Here is a 16,309-nt window from a genome sequence, read left to right as displayed (position 1 = left end):
GACAATGAAAAAGACTTTATATATTGCAGGTCTGCTCGGCCTGATGTTTACCGCATCATGTTCTGATTTTCTCGATAATGACCCACGCGGGGTGCTTGACGAAGAGCAACTGGTAACCCCGGAAAACGTAGATGGCTTTATTATTGCAGCCTATTCCGCTTTGGGTAATGACCACTACGATACCCCTTTCAGCCTTTGGCCTTATGGTAACGTACGCAGCGACGATGCCTACAAAGGAGGCAGCGGTACAAACGACATACAGGATTTTCATTTTTTTGAAATATCAAATAATATCCGTCCTGATTTTGGCGAACTCGATGCGCTGTGGTATCAGCACTATGTGGGTATTTCACGCTGTAATAAAGCCCTAAAGGCCCTGGAACAGCTTGATGAAGGAGACTATCCTTTAAAACAGCAGCGCATTGGTGAAATGAAGTTTGTTCGTGGACATTTCTATTTCATGCTGAAAATATTGTACCGAAATATACCCTATATTACTGAGGATATTCCGGTAGAAGACTATGGGCAGATCAGTAATACTGCATTAAACAATGAGGAACTTTGGGAAGCCATAGCGCAAAACTTTGAAGATGCCACCGGGCTGTTACCGGATAGCCAAACACAGGTGGGCAGGGCCGATAAAGCTGCGGCATATGCTTACCTTGCCAAAGTTCGTTTATACCAGGCCTACACACAGGATGACAACTATAATGTTATAGGCATCAATCAGGAACATATGCAACAAGTGCTTGAGGCTACAAGCCATGTAATTGGCGCCGCAAGCCTTGAGCCTGATTTTGCAAACAATTTTCTGCCGGGACAGTATGAAAACGGTCCTGAAAGCATATTTTCCATACAGTTTAGTCAGGACGACGGCACGTTATATGGCAGGCTAAATTATGGCGATGTGCTGAGCCTCCCGCAGGGGCTGGGCTGCTGTGACTTTCATAAACCGAGCCAAAACCTGGTAAATGCGTATAAAACTGCTGCAAATGGTATACCTATGTTTGATACCTATAATGATGCGGACTTAGATTATAATGCACTAAATGATTATACCGTAGACCCGCGACTGTACCATACAGTAGCATTGCCTGGCCTGCCCTGGAAGTATGACCCTGAATATACGTATGTGGAGTCATGGGTACGCAGCCCGAGCACGTATGGCTATACCGCTTCATTAAAAGAAAATGTTCCTGTAGGGTGCAACTGTATTGTGAACATAGACCCTTTTTATGGCAATGCCAAAAACAGGATACAAATTCGTTATGCCGATGTATTGCTCATGAGAGCTGAAGCATTGATAGAAACAGGCCAGCAAGACCAGGCCCTTGAACTAATAAATGAGATACGCAACCGTGCGGCCAACAGTACCGGGCTTATTTCCGGATACGCTACCAATACCAATATCAGCCCTTATATTAACGGGCAAAACTGTACCTGGACACAGGAATTTGCACGCGAGGCACTGCGCTGGGAGCGGCGTTTGGAATTTGCCATGGAGGGCAGCCGTTTCTTTGATCTGGTACGATGGGGTGTGGCAGATGAGGTAATGAATGCCTATTACGCCGAAGAAAAAACTAAGCGTGCTTATTATTCAGATGCTTCCTTTGACCGTAATAAAGAAGAATATTGTCCCATACCTCTGGCGCAGATAAACTTTAGCCAGGGAGTGTATCATCAAAATCCGGGTTATTAATACTTAAAGCTAAAACCATGAAAAAAATATATAAAACCAGTCTTGTAGCAACATTGCTACTGCTTTTTGTAACACTCTTTTCCTGTGAAGATAGTTTTGACAACACAGGCTTTGAAACTAATGTTCCTGTAAGCATCACATATTTTAGCATAGCAGGAACCGAAGGGACAATTAACCAGGGGACAGGGATTATAAATGTGGTAGTGCCTTATGGTACTGACATTACAAGCCAGATAGCTACCATTGGGCTACCAAACGGGGCTGATATAAATGTAGATTTCAGCCAGGTAAAGAATTTTGCGCAACCGGTAAACTTCAGGGTAGTGAATGGGAATCTCTTTAAAGATTATACTGTAAACGTATCAGTTGCTTCGCCCATTATCAGCTTTAAGATCAACGATATTGCAGCAAGTATAAATAATACATCCCATACTATATTGCTAACACTTCCTTCAGGAACTGACCTTACAGCGCTTCAGCCTTTAATAGAGCTTAGTGAAGGCGTTAGCATATCACCTGCTTCAGGCAGCACCATCAATTTTACAAGCTCTGTAATATTTACAGTAAGCACGTCCACGGGCTCTGTAGACTATACAGCAATCGTAAGTGTACCCGCAGAAGGCATAACTGTTGCGTTTTTAGGGACTGCAGCAACGCGTGAAGCGATAACCAACATGGATGAAAAAATTGCATGCGACTGGCTTTTTGATAATTACCAGGGCGCACAATACCTGTCTTTTGCCCAGATTAATTCAGGCACAGACATTAGTGAAATAAACCTAATATGGTGGCATTATGACAGCGCACAAAACCTGCCTTCAATTTCTTTAAATCCTACGGTAACAGCAGCCCTGCAAACCTACAGGGCTAATGGCGGTAACTTGCTGCTTACAACTTTTGCCAGTCAATATGTAGACGCACTTGAAATTGTACCTTCAGGCAAAGGTCCAAACAACATTTTTGGCGATTTCCCTCCTAATGGGGGTGTTGATGCAGATAACTCCTGGGGTATTACATTTGCCGGACACGAAGGCCATCCTATCTTTCAAAATCTGGAAACCTACGAAGGCAACAAAGCCTATTTACTTGAAAGCGGTACCTTCAGGCTTAACCATACCGCCTGGTGGTTTTTACCCGAATGGGGCGGCTATGGGGATGGTGCCGGCTGGAGGAACCAAACTGGCGGTATAAACCTAGCCAGCGAGCCCTGGGATACCGGGCTCAACGGGCGTGTAGTAATTAATTGCCGAATGGGGCGATCCCGACAAAAATGTAGTAGTAATTTCATTGGGTGCCTATGACTGGTATAACGAGCCCGATGTTAATGGTAATCCAAGCCAAACTAATGGTTACATAAACAACATCCAAACCCTTACCCAAAACAGCATCAACTATCTTATAAACAATTAATAGCGCTATGAAATTTAAACAGATATACCTGCTTCCTGCTTTAGCCCTGTCACTTATGTCGTGTAATGATGACGACAAGTACATTGGTGGTTCAATAATAGGCGGCGAAACAGCCATTAGCAGCATATACCCTACCCCTCCTTCGCAATGGATGGGCGGAGAAAACCCTTACTTTAGTGCCGGTTACACAGGCGACCCTATGCCGTTTTATGAAGACGGAACCTTTCATGTATATTTTTTGCACGATGCTATAAATAAACCTGCAGGCAAAGGCTTCCATGACATCCATGAATATTCTACTACCGACCTTGCCCATTTTGAATATAAAGGCCAGATAATTCCTTATGGGGGTCAGGACGAACCTGATTTTGGTGTAGGAACCGGATCATTAATAAAAGTAGGCAGTACTTATTACTTTTACTATACGGGACATAATGATATCGCAGCTTTCCGTGCCAATAACCCACGTGAGAGTGTACTATTAGCCACCAGCACCGACAGGACACACTGGACTAAGCAAACTTCTTTCAAGATAACGGCTCCGGCAGGATACTATGATTATGACTTCCGTGACCCACATGTATTTCAAAACCCAGATGATGGTAAGTACTGGATGCTGGTTAGTACACAAACTGACCCCAGTCGCAAGGCTGTTTTACTTAAATTTACCACAACCGACCCATCAAGTAACAACTGGACACCCTTGGGGCCATTATACACTACTACACCTGAAGATAATTATCTTATGATGGAATGTGCAGACGTATTTAAAATGGGTAGCTATTGGTACCTAACTTTCAGCGAAAACTGGAGTAATGCAAAAGGAGTCCATTACCGCATGGCTACTTCTATAAACGGCCCCTGGACAAAACCTGATAATGATATGCTGGACGGAGAGTACTTTTACGCAGCTAAAACTGCTTCAGATAGTAATAAACGCTATTGTTTTGGATGGACTGCGCGTAAATCACCCGAAAATGATACGGGAGGTAAAGAATGGGCAGGCAACCTTGTAGTGCAGGAGCTTATACAAAATATCGACGGAAGTCTGGGATTAAAAGCCCCTGATGCGGTAAATCAATTGTTTACACAATCTTCTGCTATCACCGTGCAAAACTCTTTAGGTAATATAACCCAAAATGGTAGTACCTTTACATTGAACTCAGTAAGTGAAAACGCTATGGTTACATTGACTCCTGTAGCAAAAAAAATGAAAGCTACGGCACAAATTACGCTTAATAATATTTCAGGTTCGGCAGGTTTTTTCTTTAACGTGAGCAGCAGTGCATATTATAAAATTGTATTCGAGCCGCAGCAAAACCGTATAGCAGCTTATAACAGCAACGGAGACGAAGTTACACGCGTACCTTTTAGCATTCAGGCTGGCACGGCTTATAACATTACGGTTATAGCAGATGGCAGTATTTGCGAAATTTATGTAGACGGAAAAACAGTATTAAGTAACCGTATTTACGGCCGCGACCAACAGACCTGGGGACTTATAGCCACTGAAGGTGCAACTGCAACTTTTAGTGGATTGGAAATTAAAAAACCGTAACCTAAATTAAGATTGATGAGCAATAACAGAAAAATAAAAGCAGTATCTTTTGGAGAGGTATTGTGGGACGTATTTGCTGATGGGAAAAAAATTGGCGGAGCCCCTCTTAACCTGGCCTTAAGGATGCAAAGCTTAGGCTGTGAAGCCGCAATGGTAAGTGCAATTGGAAAAGATACTGATGGTAAAGAGATTATTAGTTATGTGCAGGAAAAGGGCTTGGATACTACAGGAATTGTAACCGTTGAAGATTATCCTACCGGACTGGTACAAGTATATGTAAACGAACGTGGCAGTGCCAGCTATGAAATAAGCTATCCTTCGGCATGGGATAAAATTAGTGTTACCCAAAATGTATTTGATTTGGTAAAAGGGGCTGATGTACTGATTTACGGAAGCCTTGCCTGCCGTGACGCAGTGTCAAAAGAAAGTTTACTCGGTCTATTAGAAATAGACAGCTATAAAGTTTTCGATGTGAATCTCAGGCCCCCACATTACGAAATTGATATCCTACTGGAACTGATGAAAAAAGCTGATTTCATCAAATTCAACGACGAAGAGCTAATTGAAATCGCAGGTAAACTTGGTTCTCACGCTAACCTTTTAGAAGATAATCTGGAGTTTATCGCAAAAAAAACAGGCTCCACAGCTATTTGTGTTACTAAGGGTAAGCATGGTGCGATACTATTGTGGGATGGCCAATTATACAGCAATAAAGGCTACGTAGTAAAAGTGGTTGACACCGTTGGTGCCGGTGACGCATTTCTGGCAACGCTGATAATGAAACTTCTTGTTAATGCCCCCCCCCACAAAGCATTGGATTATGCTTGTGCTATGGGAGCTTTGGTCGCGGCTTCACCAGGGGCAAATCCGGACATTAGTACTGAACAAATTGAAGAGTTAACTAAAAGTGTAAGTTAATTTGGGTGGATAGAGGAAGTTTGGGTTTTCTCTAGAAGCTGCCTCTTAAAGGGGCAGTTTTTTTAGCGTGGATCATTATTATTTACAGGTACTTTAAAAAAACATACACAATATTATTCTTGAAAGAGACCCAAAATTACTTATTTTGCTATTTCCCCTAAAAAGCAACATTAGAATATTACTAGAAATATTCGTGACCCGCCGACGCTTTTGTCGAAACATCACTAACCAGTAAAACCTCTAATGCTTGTTCAGGCATTTTTTAATACTTCAACCCTAGTTAGTTGTTCCTGTAATTGTTTCGTTAATCTATTGTCTCCGTTGTAATTCACATAAACTGAAGATACTTGAGAGTATTTATATTAGGATGTCACATCGTTATATTCGCGCTTTTAGTAGAGGTATTTATTCCAATCAGTACTTAAAGGTTTTTTTGTTTTGTGCTTTTTTGAAATCTGAGTGTCTTTGGACTTGCAACAAAAAGTCGGACAATTTTTTCAAGACCTATGCTACATTTTAAAATTGATAAAATTCTCATTCTATTTCGTAAGGGGTTTCATATTCAAAAAAGGAGTGTAACCTTTTCCTATTATACCATATTTCGATGTACTCAAAAATTGCGATTTTATCCTGCTCTATAGTTTTAAAATCATCATCATGAACAAGTCATACTTTTAAGGTTTAAGGAAAGAGTCAGCTACCGAATTATCCTAACAATTTCCCTTTCTGCTCATAGGTTGGATTTAATAAAGGTTCTAAATGTTTTTGAAGCATATTGTATCCCTCGATCTAAATGAAATATTAAATCCATGTTTATTTTACTTTTTCTTATAGCTATTCTCCATCCAGGAACATTGGTTTGCTTGATCTGCAGGCTTGTACTTATGACCAAGCTATTATATTTCAAGTTAAAGTTTCTTTTCTTTAAGGGCTTTACGCATAGTATCATCGGGTATTGGTTTTTCAGGTTTAGGTAATGTAGTGTTTTGGCTGCCTTGCGCCATTTATAAATCCTTTAGACTTCTATGCCCAGTTCTTCCGTCAACTCTTTTATGTTCTCTCACTGGTAACTTAAACGAACTGCTTGTTCGTTTAATTCGGGAGTATAGTAGCGTTTATGTTTTCTAAGATATTTGTTTTCTAGCAAAAAGTCTTAAATTTTATGTCAGAATAAAGTAGTAACTCCACTTAAAGTTTTGTGAAAAATTAGAAACTCCCTATAATATGTTTAACTTAGTTCTTTATCACGTTCGTCCGTCGGTTGCTTGACTTATATAAATTAAACGTGGAATTTGTGTATAAACTCAATGTAAAACTGTATTACGGTGCAGCACTAATACTATCAGGACGACCTAAATTATAATATGATGATACAGGACAGCTTTGGCCGTATACACGATTACCTGAGAATTTCACTGACTGATAAGTGCAACCTACGTTGCTTTTACTGCATGCCGGATGAGAAATATAATTTTGCTCCCGCTGCACGCCTTATGCAGGCAGGTGAAATTAAAACCCTGGCAAAATTGTTTGTTTCACTTGGGGTAAAAAAAATACGGCTTACCGGTGGAGAACCACTAATACGAAAAGATGCACCACAAATTATAGAGGCGCTGGGCAATCTTGGTATCGAACTGGCCATCACAACCAACGGTATCCGCATCCATGAAATGCTCCCCGAACTTATGGCGGCAGATATCCGTACGGTTAATGTAAGCCTGGACACGCTGCAACGGGAAAAATTCATTAGTATTACGCGGCGAGACCTATACCACAGAGTTCGCAGCAACATTGAACTTTTACTGCACCACGGCATACGAACTAAAATAAACGTGGTGGTTATGAAAGGCCTCAATGATGATGAAATTAATGATTTTATTGCCCTTACAGATAAATATCCTTTAGAAATACGTTTTATTGAATTTATGCCTTTCAGTGGCAATCGCTGGACCGGCAATCAGGTTTTTACGCTTAATGAAGTAGTTGATGTTGTTAAATCTCAATATGAAATAACCCCTATAGAACGCGGTTTACATGATACATCAAGAAAATATTCAATAGCCGGGCACGAGGGCTCTTTTGGTATTATCAGCACCATGAGCGCGCCTTTTTGCGAGGGTTGTAACCGCCTGCGCCTTACTGCAGACGGTAAACTTAAAAACTGTCTCTTCTCAAAAACTGAGACCGACCTGCTTTCGGCTCTACGCGAAGGACAGGAAATAACGCCTCTGATAGTAGAAAGCGTAAAAGCGAAGTCAAAAGCATTAGGAGGACAGATGGACAATAATTTTAAAGAACTCAATGCGGAATCGCTAAAGAACCGCAGTATGATATCAATTGGTGGATGAACACAGGAATCATACTTCTTGCAGCAGGAAATTCTTCCCGCTTGGGCCAGCCAAAACAACTTTTAGAGTATAAAGGCGAAACGTTACTTAACCGTGTTATTAATGAAGCCGTTTGTGTTGCAGGTAATGCTGTTATAGTAGTAACCGGCTATGATACTGAAAAAATAGAAGACAGCATAAAGAATAGAAACGTACTAATCTGCTACAACCAATTATGGCAGGAAGGCATGGCAACCTCAATTACAGCAGGATTAAAGCAACTCCTTTTGGTATATCCTGATTTGCAGAGCTGTATTATATCTGTTTGTGACCAGCCTTATCTTAATGCTTGTGTTTTTAAAGGCATTTATGCAAGTAAGGCAGAACAAAAAAAAGGTATTGTGGCAGCAAAATATCGGGACACTGTGGGTGTTCCCGCCCTTTTTTCAAAAACTTATTTTGATGCACTTTTAAACCTGAGGGGTACACAGGGGGCGCGTGGGCTTTTGAGCCGCTATAAAAATGATGTAATATTATATGCTTTTGAAAATGGCGCTTTTGACATAGATACAATGGAAGATTATAATAAGCTGATAAAATGATACGTGTAGTTGAAGCTAAAGAGATAATAAAGCAACATAACGAGCTGGAGGCCATAAAATTACTTCCGCTGCCAGAAGCTTCAGGATTAGTTGTGGCTAAAGAAGTGGTAGCTACTGTAAACATACCTAATTTTGAACAATCCTCGATGGATGGTTATGCCCTGAAATATAATGACCGGAACAAAAAACTTTTAGTGACAGGGGAAATGGCGGCAGGAGCAACCCATTCTATAACAATTACAGATGGCGAAGCAGTCCGCATTTTTACCGGCGCTCCGCTTCCTGTGGGTGCGGATACCGTTGTAATGCAGGAAAAAACAACTTTTGAAAATGGAAAATTAAAAATAAATGATGTGAGTCTATCACAGGGTGCCAATGTACGCAATATTGGATCTGAAGTAAAAGAGGGACAAATTGCTATGGCAAAAGAAACATTACTTTCTCCTGCTGCAATTGGCTTTTTAGCAGGTATAGGCTATACAGAGGTACCGGTATATGCTGCTCCTGATGTATGCATTATACTTACAGGTAATGAGCTTCAGCAACCCGGCAGTCCACTGGGGTTGGGGCAGGTTTATGAGTCTAATTCCTTTCAGTTGAAAGCAGCCCTGCAAAAGACAGGGATACGTAATATCACCATACATAAAGCTGAAGACGATAAAGCTGTACTTATCAAAACACTTAACAACGCCTTGAAAGCACACACTGTTGTTTTACTTACAGGTGGTGTAAGCGTTGGTGATTACGACTTTGTTCCGCAAGCTGCAAAAGACTGTGGTGTAGAAGAACATTTTCATAAAATAAAGCAAAAGCCGGGTAAGCCTTTGTTTTTTGGCACAAAAGAAGGTAAATTAGTTTTTGGGCTTCCGGGTAACCCGTCATCATCCCTTACCTGCTACTATCAATATGTATTACCTGCCCTGGAAAAGGCAATGCACCTATCGGGTTCGGTAAGAAAGGTCAGTGCTATCGCCACGCATAATTATGCAAAGCAAATAGGACTTACACATTTTATAAAAGCTTTTTATAATGAAGGAAGGGTCACGCCGCTTCATGCACAGGAATCATATAGGCTGCAATCCTTTGCGCAAGCCAACTGCCTGATGGTAATCGAGGAAGACAGCGTCGGTTGTAAAAAAGGCGATAAGGTAGAAGTACACCTTTTACCCATGTAACAGTTCAAAGTAACCAGTAGAGAAAAGAAAAAATGGCAGTTAAAGTAATAGTATTCGGTCAATTAGCGGAAATTACAGGTTCAGAAATATTTATTGAGGCCTGTGATACCGATATTTTAAAAGCCGCTCTGCAAATAGAGTTTTCGAATTTAGCAGTGATGAAATACGCCATAGCAGTAAACAATATAGTGATTACAGAAAAGGTAACATTAACAGAGAGAGATGAGATAGCGCTGATGCCGCCCTATTCCGGAGGATAAGATGGAACAACAGAATGAAAGATACGCAAGGCATTACAGCCTTAAAGGTTTTGGCATACCGGGACAGCAAAAACTTGCTGCCGCCCGGGTATTAGTTGTCGGTGCAGGTGGTCTGGGCTGCCCTGTATTACAATATCTTGCCGCTGCGGGGGTGGGTACTATTGGTATTGCTGATCCTGATATGGTTTCGCTCAGCAACCTGCAACGGCAAGTACTATATACTACAGATGATGTTGGCAAGAGGAAAGCCGAAGTTGCTGTGGCACGGCTTAAGGCGATAAACCCCGAAATAATCATAACAGCAATACCTGAAGCAATTTCAACGCCAAACGCACTGGAACTAATAGCACAGTATGATATAGTATCCGACTGTACTGATAACTTTACCTCCCGCTACCTTATTAACGATGCCTGCGTATTACTGTGCAAGCCATTGGTATTTGGGGCCATTTTTCAGTATGAAGGGCAGGTTGCCGTATTTAATGTTAAAAAAGATAATGGGACAACAGTAAATTACAGGCACTTATTTCCTACCCCACCCTCTCCCCTTAAAGTACAGGATTGTAATGAGGCTGGCGTCTTAGGGGTATTACCAGGTATTATTGGTACACTTCAGGCAACCGAAATTATTAAATACATTACAGGTATCGGTCAGGTAATGGCAGGCAGGCTATACACATACAATTTACTGACAGCTAAGAGCTTTTGTTTTCAAATTTCGGAAAATGCCGATGTTAATAGCCTCATACCTGTTTCTAAAGCTGCCTTCAAAGCAACAGATTATGATTGGGTATGTGGCACAAAGGTAGATAATGTGGAAGAATTAACTGCAAATGAATTTATATCTGTTATAGACGATGCAGATACTATAATCATTGATGTACGCGAGCGCCATGAGCTGCCAGAGCCGGGATTCCGCTGTGTATCCATGCCAATGTCTGGTATTGTTACAGCACTTCCGGATATACGAGAAAAAAAAATTGTATTATTTTGCCAAAGTGGCAAACGTAGCCTAAAGGCAGCGCAGCTATTCATTGATAAATATAAAAGCCTGAAAAACATCAGCCATCTTAGGGGCGGGATTTTGGCATTGGAAAAACAAAATGAGTAAAACAGTCAGAAATATTTTTATACAGGGTGCCATCGGCCCTTCATTTATAGCGAAAAGTATCGCAAAGCATGCTGCTAAAACCAATATAGGTGCGCATAACATTTTTTTAGGACAGGTACGCGCTGATAAAATAGAGGGTAAAGCTGTAAAGGCTATTGAATATACGGCTTATGAGAGCATGGCGCTGGAGAAAATGGATACCATTCGGGAAGAGATTTTTAAAAAACATGAACTTACCTGTATGCATATTTACCACAGCCTGGGCAGTGTAAGCGCCGGAGCGATATGCCTTTTTGTTTTTACCTCATCACCACACAGAAAGGCCGCTACCGAAGCCTGTAGCGAAGTTGTGGAACGCATTAAGGCAGAACTGCCGGTATGGGGAAAAGAAATTTTTGAAGATGCCACCCACCAGTGGAAGGTAAATAAATAATATGGTAAACATAACACATAAAACAAATACACTACGCAGGGCGGTTGCCACAGCTACCTTGCAGGTATCAAAACAGGAAACCATTGATGCCGTTAATGAGCGCAGGGTACCCAAAGGGGATATTTTTGAGTTTTCCCGTGCGGCCGCATTATTCGGCATCAAAAAAACAAGTGATGTAATTCCGGACTGCCATCCCCTGCCTGTAGAATATTCCAATATATCGTACAGTATTGATGGCCTGAGTATCATTATATCGGTTGAAGTGCATACCATATACAAAACCGGCGTTGAGGTTGAGGCGATGCACGGCGCATCGGTAGCAGCGTTGGTTATGTACGATATGCTCAAGCCAATCGATAAAAATGTAGAAATACAGCATATACGGTTACAGGAAAAACATGGTGGGAAATCGGATGCCAGGCATCTGCCAAAGGCATTAAAATGTGCTGTTGTGGTATGCAGTGATACAGTATCACGAGGCGAAAAAGAAGATACCTCCGGAAAAGCTATAGTTAACCTACTTGCTTCATACAATTATAATGATGTGGAATATAATGTTGTATCGGATGATGTGGAAGCCATACAAAAAATACTGCAACAACTTTTAGACAACAGAACGGATTTGGTATTTTTTACAGGCGGTACAGGGCTTTCGGCGAGGGATGTAACGCCCCAGGCAGTAGCGCCGTTTATTGATACTGAAATTCCCGGTATTATGGAAACCGCCCGGGCTTATGGCCAGCAACGGGTGAATACTGCGATGCTAAGCCGTGGCATTGCCGGTTTTGCAGGGGGTACACTTATAATAACACTGCCCGGTTCTAAAAAAGGCGTAGAAGAAAGCCTGCAGGCACTTTTCCCGCAGGTATTGCATGTATTTTCCGTAAGAGAAGGTAATTCGCATTAACAGGCTGATTGTTCAAAAATTTAAATTAAGTGCTTTTACACCCATAGATTAACATATCCTTGTGAACCTTAGCACATTTATTTGCCGAACTTAGTATTTCATCATGAACAGTACCGCAAAAAGCAAATGCCTATGGAAACAACGGATACAACTTTAATCAGCCTCAGAGTAAACGGCAAAGAGCATAGTGTTAAAGTAAGGCCCTGGGTTTCACTTTTGGACGCCCTGCGTGACAGGCTGTACCTTACCGGAACCAAAAAAGGGTGCGACCACGGCCAGTGTGGCGCATGTACCGTTTTGTGCGATGGCAAACGGATATTAAGCTGTCTAACCCTTGCCACCATGAAGGAAGGGGCTGAAATTACTACTATTGAAGGTGTAGCCGAAAACGATGTGCTGCACCCGCTACAACAGGCATTTATTAATCATGACGCCTTTCAGTGTGGCTATTGTACCCCAGGACAGATATGCAGCGGCATTGGCTTGCTAAAGGAAGGGAAAGCCAACACACGTGAAGAAGTTAAGGAACTGATGAGCGGCAACCTGTGCCGCTGCGGTGCCAATGTCGGCATTATTGATGCTATAATGGAAGTGAAGGAAGGAGGCCACCATGAATAATTTCAGCTACACCAAAGCCGCCAGCGTACCCGATGCTGTACAACAGCTACAGGGCAATAACGGTAATAAAATTATCGCAGGGGGCACCAATATTACCGACCTGCTTAAGTACTATATTACCACTGCTGATAAACTGGTAGATATTAACCCTGTTACGGCACACCATTCTATAGAAGCGTTGCCGGATGGCAGGGTACGTCTTGGTGCTTTTGTAACCAATGCCGATACGGCCTACCATCCGCTTATAGAAGAACGCTACCCATTGCTGTCTAAAGCCATACTGGCGGGGGCATCTCCGCAAATACGAAATATGGCAACTAATGGCGGCAACTTGTTACAGCGTACACGCTGCTACTATTTTTATGATATTAATACCCCCTGCAATAAACGCGAGCCGGGTTCCGGTTGTTCTGCCATTGGCGGCTTTAACCGTATGCACGCCATATTGGGGCAAAGCGAAGATTGTATTGCGGTTTTTCCCAGCGATATGTGCGTGGCGCTGGCTGCACTTAACGCTACAATAAATATTACAGGGCCGGAAGGTGAAAAGCAAATACCTTTTGCTGATTTTCATAGATTACCGGACAATACACCTCAAATTGACAATAACTTAAAGCACGGCGAAGTGATAACAGGTATAGACCTTCCTAAGGAGGGCTTTGCCAAAAATTATTCCTACATAAAGCTACGCGACCGCCATTCCTATTCTTTTGCGCTGGTATCTGTAGCTACAGGGCTTGATCTTGACGGCGATATTGTTAATGAGGCACGTATTGCGCTTGGTGGGGTTGCACACAAGCCGTGGCGCATACATGAAGCAGAAGCTTTTTTGAAAGGAAAGGCGGCAACGCGTGAAAATTTTGCAACCGCTGCAAACATTATCCTTCAGGGTGCAAAAGGTTATGAACATAACAGCTTTAAAATTGAGATGGCAAGGCGCGCCATAGTGCGTAACTGCCTTATGGCTTTAAATCCCGAATCACAGCGCCCCGGGGCACAGCCTTCGTTGTAATGTCCAAACGTAAAACAGCAATCATGACAAAATTACCCACAATAGGAAAAGCCATAAGCCGCCTGGAAGGCCGCGAGAAAGTAACCGGCAGCGCAAAATACGCAGCAGAATATAAGGTGAGTGACTTATTATTCGGTTATGTAATAAACAGTACAGTCACAAAAGGAAAAATTAAAAGTATGGATACCGCTCCGGCAAAAGCACTGCCGGGCGTGATTGAGGTTTTTAACCACGATAACAGGCCTTCTACTGCCTGGTTTGATTTTCAGTATGCCGATATGGATGCCCCGCCCGGTGAAGTTTTTAAACCGTTAAAAAACAATCAGGTGCTGTATAACGGGCAACCTATAGGCCTGGTAGTAGCCGAAACTTTTGAGCTGGCACGCTATGCCGCTGCCCTGGTAAAAGTAGCATATGAAGAGGAAGATTTTACTACAGACCTTGAAGCAAATACTGGTAAGGCCCGAGACCCTAAAAAAGGCCTGGCAACCCTGCTGAAACCGCCACCACCAAAACCACAGGGCGATTTTGAAGAGGCCTATAATACTGCCCACGCACAGGCTTTTGGTAAATTTAGGCACGGTACAGAGCACCATAACCCTATGGAACTTTTTGCAACCACCGTGGAATACCTGAATAAGGATAAGCTTCGCATATACGATAAGACACAGGGTACCATTAATTCGCAAATGTATGTTGCCAATGTTTTTGGCCTGAAGATGAAAAACGTACAGGTTATCACCCCTTATATGGGTGGTGGCTTTGGCAGCGGCCTGCGCCCCCAATACCAGCTTTTTATGGCAGTTATGGCCTCCCTTGAATTAAAGCGTAATGTCCGCGTTGTTTTGAGCCGCGCACAGATGTTTACTTTTGGCTACCGACCGGAAACCCTACAGGAAACAAAATTCGGCGCAGACGAAAAAGGAAATCTTACCGCACTGTACCAGAAAGCAATAGGCGAAACCTCCCGTTTTGAAGATTATGTGGAGATTGTAGTAAACTGGGGGAACATGCTTTACCCTGCAGAAAATGTAACATTGGAGTACAGCATAGTACCGCTGGATGTGTATACGCCACTGGATATGCGCGCACCCGGAGGCGTAACAGGTATGCATCCATTGGAAATTACTATGGATATGCTCGCTGAAAAGCTACATATGGATCCCTTGGAATTCAGGCTGAAAAACTATACCAATATTGATAAAGGCAGTGGCAAGCCTTACAGCAGCAAAGAGCTTAAAAAATGTTATGAACTGGGGGCTAAAGCTTTTGGGTGGGAAAAACGCAACCCAACACCACGGACAACCAAACGCGGCAACAAATTGGTTGGCTATGGTATGGCAACAGGAATGTGGGATGCAAACAGGATTTTAGGCCGTGCACAGGCCATACTGAACAAAAATGGAAAAGTACAGGTTAACAGCGCTGTTACGGATATTGGTACGGGCACATTAACTGTTATGACACAGATTGCGGCAGATGAACTTGGCCTTTCCCTTGAAGATGTAACCTTTTCTTACGGCGATAGTAAAAAACCGTTTGCGCCCATTCAGGGCGGTTCGTGGACGGTAGCCACCGTAGGGCCAGCTGTAAAAGCGGCCTGCCACTCGCTCAATAAAAAATTATTCAAAAAAGCCCAAAAGATTAAGGAAGAGTTATTTGGTAATGCTGACTTTGAAATGGCCGTGTTTAGAGAGGGTATTTTAACTTTAAAAAACAATCCCCAGGCAGAAATAAGTTATGAAGAAATTATTGAGGCCAATAAAGGAAAAGCGATAAAAACAACTAAAAGCGCCATGCCCAACCCCTTAAAAACCAAATATACAAAAGCGGCACACAGCGCGGCTTTTGTAGAGGTTGAGGTAGATGAGGAACTGGGCGTTATAGAGGTTACCCGTGCCGTAACAGCAGTAGCAGCTGGAAATATAATTAACCGGAAGACCGCTACCAGCCAGATCCTGGGCGGTATGATATGGGGTATTAGCAAAGCATTGCATGAAGAAACCTATAAAGATAACCGTTTCGGCAAATATATGAACCAGAACCTGGCTGAATACCACATCCCTGTACACGCCGATATCAATGAACTGGACGTTATTTTTGTTGAGGAACACGATGAGGAAGTAAATGAGCTTGGTGCCAAGGGCGTAGGTGAAATCGGGATTGTAGGTATGGCACCTGCTATTGCCAATGCCATTTATAATGCCACTGGCAAACGTATTAATGATTTGCCTATCCATTTTGACAAGCTTATGTAGCGTATTAGCTATTATATTTTT

14 protein-coding genes and 1 pseudogene are annotated in these 16,309 nt (G+C 42.4%); 14 read left to right on the top strand and 1 reads right to left on the bottom strand.

The genetic code is table 11. The features are described from left to right. The first annotated feature begins 4 nt into the window (after positions 1 to 4). From ABS766_RS06015 to ABS766_RS06000, 4 genes are all read left to right on the top strand, one after another. On the top strand, positions 5 to 1,699 hold the full coding sequence (locus ABS766_RS06015) for a RagB/SusD family nutrient uptake outer membrane protein (protein ID WP_408084222.1): 1,695 nt from the start codon (positions 5 to 7) through the stop codon (positions 1,697 to 1,699). A gap of 17 nt (positions 1,700 to 1,716) precedes the next feature. Continuing rightward, the gene (locus ABS766_RS06010) at positions 1,717 to 3,000 is read left to right on the top strand and encodes a DUF4960 domain-containing protein (protein ID WP_408084221.1); all 1,284 of its coding nucleotides are present in this window, start codon (positions 1,717 to 1,719) and stop codon (positions 2,998 to 3,000) included. Positions 3,001 to 3,116: 116 nt separating this feature from the next. Beyond that, positions 3,117 to 4,667 (top strand): glycoside hydrolase domain-containing protein, encoded by a 1,551-nt coding sequence (locus ABS766_RS06005; protein WP_408084220.1) that lies wholly within the window; start codon positions 3,117 to 3,119, stop codon positions 4,665 to 4,667. Between the two features lie 15 nt (positions 4,668 to 4,682). Then, positions 4,683 to 5,585 (top strand): carbohydrate kinase family protein, encoded by a 903-nt coding sequence (locus ABS766_RS06000; protein ID WP_408084219.1) that lies wholly within the window; start codon positions 4,683 to 4,685, stop codon positions 5,583 to 5,585. Between the two features lie 534 nt (positions 5,586 to 6,119). Here ABS766_RS06000 and ABS766_RS05995 read toward each other — a convergent pair. Further along, positions 6,120 to 6,239: pseudogene (locus ABS766_RS05995) on the bottom strand (IS3 family transposase); the annotation flags it as partial. Between the two features lie 710 nt (positions 6,240 to 6,949). Between ABS766_RS05995 and moaA the strand changes: the two are divergent. The 10 genes from moaA to ABS766_RS05945 all read left to right on the top strand — a co-directional run bounded on the left by moaA (position 6,950) and on the right by ABS766_RS05945 (position 16,288). Continuing rightward, the gene (moaA, locus tag ABS766_RS05990; protein ID WP_408084218.1) at positions 6,950 to 7,933 is read left to right on the top strand and encodes a GTP 3',8-cyclase MoaA; all 984 of its coding nucleotides are present in this window, start codon (positions 6,950 to 6,952) and stop codon (positions 7,931 to 7,933) included. Continuing rightward, the gene (locus ABS766_RS05985) at positions 7,930 to 8,514 is read left to right on the top strand and encodes a nucleotidyltransferase family protein (protein ID WP_408084217.1); all 585 of its coding nucleotides are present in this window, start codon (positions 7,930 to 7,932) and stop codon (positions 8,512 to 8,514) included. The genes moaA and ABS766_RS05985 overlap by 4 nt, the downstream gene beginning before the upstream one ends. Continuing rightward, positions 8,511 to 9,689, top strand: a complete 1,179-nt coding sequence (locus ABS766_RS05980; RefSeq protein WP_408084216.1) for a molybdopterin molybdotransferase MoeA — start codon at positions 8,511 to 8,513, stop codon at positions 9,687 to 9,689. Before ABS766_RS05985 ends, ABS766_RS05980 begins: the two co-directional genes overlap by 4 nt. A 32-nt stretch (positions 9,690 to 9,721) precedes the next feature. Next, entirely contained in the window at positions 9,722 to 9,949 is a 228-nt protein-coding gene (locus ABS766_RS05975) for a MoaD/ThiS family protein (RefSeq protein ID WP_408084215.1), read from the top strand. 1 nt (position 9,950) lies between these two features. Continuing rightward, the gene (moeB, locus tag ABS766_RS05970) at positions 9,951 to 11,060 is read left to right on the top strand and encodes a molybdopterin-synthase adenylyltransferase MoeB (RefSeq protein WP_408084214.1); all 1,110 of its coding nucleotides are present in this window, start codon (positions 9,951 to 9,953) and stop codon (positions 11,058 to 11,060) included. Continuing rightward, complete coding sequence (locus ABS766_RS05965) at positions 11,053 to 11,493, top strand: molybdenum cofactor biosynthesis protein MoaE (protein WP_408084213.1); 441 nt, start codon at positions 11,053 to 11,055, stop codon at positions 11,491 to 11,493. Before moeB ends, ABS766_RS05965 begins: the two co-directional genes overlap by 8 nt. 1 nt (position 11,494) lies before the next feature. Continuing rightward, positions 11,495 to 12,400 (top strand): bifunctional molybdenum cofactor biosynthesis protein MoaC/MoaB, encoded by a 906-nt coding sequence (gene moaCB, locus ABS766_RS05960; RefSeq protein ID WP_408084212.1) that lies wholly within the window; start codon positions 11,495 to 11,497, stop codon positions 12,398 to 12,400. 132 nt (positions 12,401 to 12,532) lie between these two features. Next, entirely contained in the window at positions 12,533 to 13,018 is a 486-nt protein-coding gene (locus ABS766_RS05955; protein WP_408084211.1) for a (2Fe-2S)-binding protein, read from the top strand. After that, complete coding sequence (locus ABS766_RS05950) at positions 13,011 to 14,030, top strand: FAD binding domain-containing protein (protein ID WP_408084210.1); 1,020 nt, start codon at positions 13,011 to 13,013, stop codon at positions 14,028 to 14,030. The genes ABS766_RS05955 and ABS766_RS05950 overlap by 8 nt, the downstream gene beginning before the upstream one ends. Before the next feature lie 23 nt (positions 14,031 to 14,053). Further along, entirely contained in the window at positions 14,054 to 16,288 is a 2,235-nt protein-coding gene (locus tag ABS766_RS05945) for a xanthine dehydrogenase family protein molybdopterin-binding subunit (RefSeq protein ID WP_408084209.1), read from the top strand. The last annotated feature ends 21 nt before the right edge of the window (positions 16,289 to 16,309 follow it).

This window comes from Flavobacterium rhizosphaerae, from assembly GCF_046000445.1.
GTDB classification, from domain to species: Bacteria; Bacteroidota; Bacteroidia; order Flavobacteriales; family Flavobacteriaceae; genus Flavobacterium; species Flavobacterium rhizosphaerae.
This window is presented reverse-complemented; position numbering and strand designations above follow the sequence as displayed.